Source organism: Bradyrhizobium sp., from assembly GCF_049691595.1.
Classification (GTDB): Bacteria; Pseudomonadota; Alphaproteobacteria; order Rhizobiales; family Xanthobacteraceae; genus Bradyrhizobium.
This window is the reverse complement of sequence record NZ_JBAVNZ010000020.1, coordinates 1-2,980: the sequence shown is the minus strand read 5'-3', so window position 1 is coordinate 2,980 and position 2,980 is coordinate 1. Positions and strand designations below refer to the sequence as shown.

Genomic DNA, 2,980 nt, shown 5'->3' with positions numbered 1-2,980 from the left:
CGTCAGGATCGGCCGCGACTGCAATGTCGGCGCGCGATGCGCGATCCAGGCCTCGCTGATCGGCAACAACGTCCTGATTCATCCCGGCTGCAGCATCGGGCAGGACGGCTATGGTTTCATCTTCTTCGGCCCCGAAGGCCATCTCAAGGTGCCGCAAACCGGCCGCGTGCTGATCCAGAACGACGTGGAAATCGGCGCTGGCACCACTATCGACCGCGGCAGCCTGCGCGACACCGTGATCGGCGAGGGCACCAAAATCGACAACCAGGTTCAGATCGGCCACAATGTGACGATCGGCAGGCACTGCCTGCTCGCGGCCCAGATCGGGCTCGCGGGCAGCCTGACGATCGGCGACAATGTGGCGCTCGGCGCCAAGGTGGGCATCAACAACCACCTCAAGATCGGCGACGGCGCCCAGGTCACCGCGATGAGCGGGGTCAAGGACGACATTCCGCCCAATGGACGCTGGGGTGGGTTCTTTGCCAAGCCGACCAGGCAGTGGTTCAGGGAGATCGTGGCGGTGGAGCGTCTGGTGCGCGATGGCGCGGCCGACAAGAACGGCGAGGGGCAGGAGTGATGGAGGAGGCGCCGGTCAGGTTCGAGCTCGTGGATATCAACGACATCCTCAAGACGCTCCCGCACCGCTATCCGATGCTGCTGATCGACCGGGTGATCAAGATCCGGACCGATTACAGCGGCATCGGAATCAAGAACGTGACCTTCAACGAGCCGCCGTTCCTCGGCCATTTTCCGGATCGCCCGGTCTATCCCGGCGTGATGATGATCGAAGCCATGGCGCAGACCGCGGGCGTCATCGGTATCAAGTCGGTCGAAGGCACCGAAAGGCCGCGCGCGGTTTATTTCCTGACCATCGACAAGTGCAAGTTCCGCAAGCCGGTGATGCCCGGCGACACCATCGAATACCACATGCGCTCGATCGGCCGCCGCAAGACCATGTGGTGGTTTCACGGCGAAGCCAGGGTGAATGGCACAATCGCCGCCGAAGCCGACGTCGGCGCGATGCTGACGGATTGACGGGACCGGGCCGCCACGCGTCGTCTAATACTTCGGAATTCGATCCCCCCAGCAATCGTAAGCGCCGCCTGACGCGGATCCCCTGATATTCCTGTTGAAGAATTGCCCCATCGATGGTGCGCTCATCAGGCCGTCAAAAATTACCGGTGGAAGATTGCAGTACTGGTCGTAGAGGCCCCTGACGCTGACGATCAGGTTGCTCTGCGCTCGGTCGTAGCACACGCGCTGAATGATGCTGCTGCGGTTGATATCCCGGCACTCGAACGTCGCGAGGTCGACGGCGCCGCGGTCTCGCACGTCGATCGCCTCAGAATCGACCTCGACGGTTAACAGATGCAAGAGTAGTGCTGTCGCGGTTTTGACCATGCTTTTGACGATAGCGCAAAAGAGTCGATCCTGGAGCGTGACGAAATACGGCGTAATCATACGTCACTGGACAGATCAGGCAAAGTCGCGGTAACCACCGGAAAATTCGACATTATAATCCCCAGCGCCATTGACCAATACCCGGACCCGTCCTGATGAGCACGATCGATCCCACCGCGCGGGTTGAGGATGGCGCTGTGATCGGCGAAGGCACCTCGGTCGGTCCCTACTGCGTCATCGGTCCCAACGTCGTGATCGGCGAGAATTGCAAGCTGGTCGCGCATGTGCACATCACGGCGCAGACCACGATCGGCGCCGGCTGCACTATCTACCCGTTCGTCTCGCTCGGCACCGCGCCGCAATCGCTGAGCTATCGCGGCGAACTGACCGGGCTTGAAATCGGCCGGGACTGCACCATCCGCGAATCCGTCACCATGAACGCCGGCACGGTCGCCGGCGGCGGCGTCACCCGGATCGGCGACCGCGGCTATTTCATGAATTGCAGCCATGTCGGACACGACTGCCAGGTCGGCAACGACGCGATCTTCGCGACTTCGGCGACGCTCGGCGGCCATTGCGAGATCGGCGATTTCGTTTTCATCGGCGGGCTGTCCGCCGTGCACCAGTTCACCCGGATCGGATCGCAGGTGATGGTCGGCGGCATCTGCGGCGTGCGCGGCGACGTGATTCCGTTCGGCCTCGTCAACGGCCAATATGCCGTGCTCGAGGGGTTGAACATCATCGGCATGAAGCGCCGAAAGTTCACCAAGGAACGGCTGGCGACGGTGCGGTCGTTCTATCAAAAACTGTTTCACGGTCCCGGCATCTTTGCCGAGCGGCTGAGCGCGGTGCAGCCTTTGGCCGCGCAGGATCCGGCGATCGCCGACATCCTTGCCTTTATCGGCGACGGCAAACACCGCGCGCTGTGTCTTCCGGCCGGCGACGGCAGCAGCCAATGATGACGGGATCGCCGCAGCCATGATGAAAGCGGCCTCAACAATTGCTTCGCCGGTCGGTGTGATCGCCGGCGGCGGCGTGATGCCGTTCGCGGTGGCGGATTCGCTTGTCGCGCGCGGCATCGCGCCGGTTCTGTTCGCGCTCCGGGGCGCCTGCGATCCCGCGCGCGTAGAACGCTTTCGTCATCACTGGATTTCGGTCGGCCAGCTCGGCCGGGCGACAAAGCTGTTCCGCGCCGAAGGCTGCCGCGACCTTATTTTCATCGGCACGCTGGTGCGGCCGGCGCTCTCGGAAGTCAGGCTGGACTGGGGAACGCTGCGCGTTCTCAAACACGTCATCGGCGCGTTTCGCGGCGGCGACGATCATCTGCTGTCCGGGGTCGGCCGCATCCTCGAGCAGGATGGTTTTCGCATGGTCGGGATCAAGGACGTCGCCCCGGACCTGCTGATGCCCGAGGGGTGCATCACCCGCGCCGCGCCCGGGGCGAGCGCGCTCGCCGATATCGGCAAGGGGCGGGAAGTGCTGGGCGCGCTCGGTCCGTTCGATATCGGGCAGGCGGTGGTTGTGATCGACGGCCATGTGGTCGCGGTCGAGGACATCGAAGGCACCGACGGGCTTTTGG

The 2,980-nt window shown here is 63.4% G+C and carries 5 protein-coding genes; 4 read left to right on the top strand and 1 reads right to left on the bottom strand.

What is annotated here, in order from left to right; all coding sequences use genetic code 11:
• A partial coding sequence (gene lpxD / locus WCE35_RS00845; RefSeq protein WP_424591454.1) for a UDP-3-O-(3-hydroxymyristoyl)glucosamine N-acyltransferase occupies nucleotides 1–577 on the top strand: 577 nt, incomplete at its 5' end.
• Complete coding sequence (gene fabZ, locus WCE35_RS00840; RefSeq protein WP_424591453.1) at nucleotides 577–1,035, top strand: 3-hydroxyacyl-ACP dehydratase FabZ; 459 nt, start codon at nucleotides 577–579, stop codon at nucleotides 1,033–1,035. The genes lpxD and fabZ, both read left to right, overlap by 1 nt.
• Nucleotides 1,036–1,059: 24 nt before the next feature.
• Here fabZ and WCE35_RS00835 read toward each other — a convergent pair whose 3' ends face one another.
• A complete protein-coding gene (locus WCE35_RS00835) occupies nucleotides 1,060–1,461 on the bottom strand; it encodes a KTSC domain-containing protein (RefSeq protein WP_424591452.1) in 402 nt (133 codons plus the stop codon).
• Nucleotides 1,462–1,556: 95 nt separating this feature from the next.
• Here WCE35_RS00835 and lpxA point away from each other — a divergent pair, with 95 nt between their 5' ends.
• Together lpxA and WCE35_RS00825 are read left to right on the top strand one after the other, a co-directional pair.
• The gene (gene lpxA / locus WCE35_RS00830) at nucleotides 1,557–2,360 is read left to right on the top strand and encodes an acyl-ACP--UDP-N-acetylglucosamine O-acyltransferase (protein WP_424591451.1); all 804 of its coding nucleotides are present in this window, start codon (nucleotides 1,557–1,559) and stop codon (nucleotides 2,358–2,360) included.
• Nucleotides 2,361–2,379: 19 nt separating this feature from the next.
• Nucleotides 2,380–2,980 (top strand): LpxI family protein (locus WCE35_RS00825; RefSeq protein ID WP_424591450.1); only part of this gene is annotated, 601 nt, incomplete at its 3' end.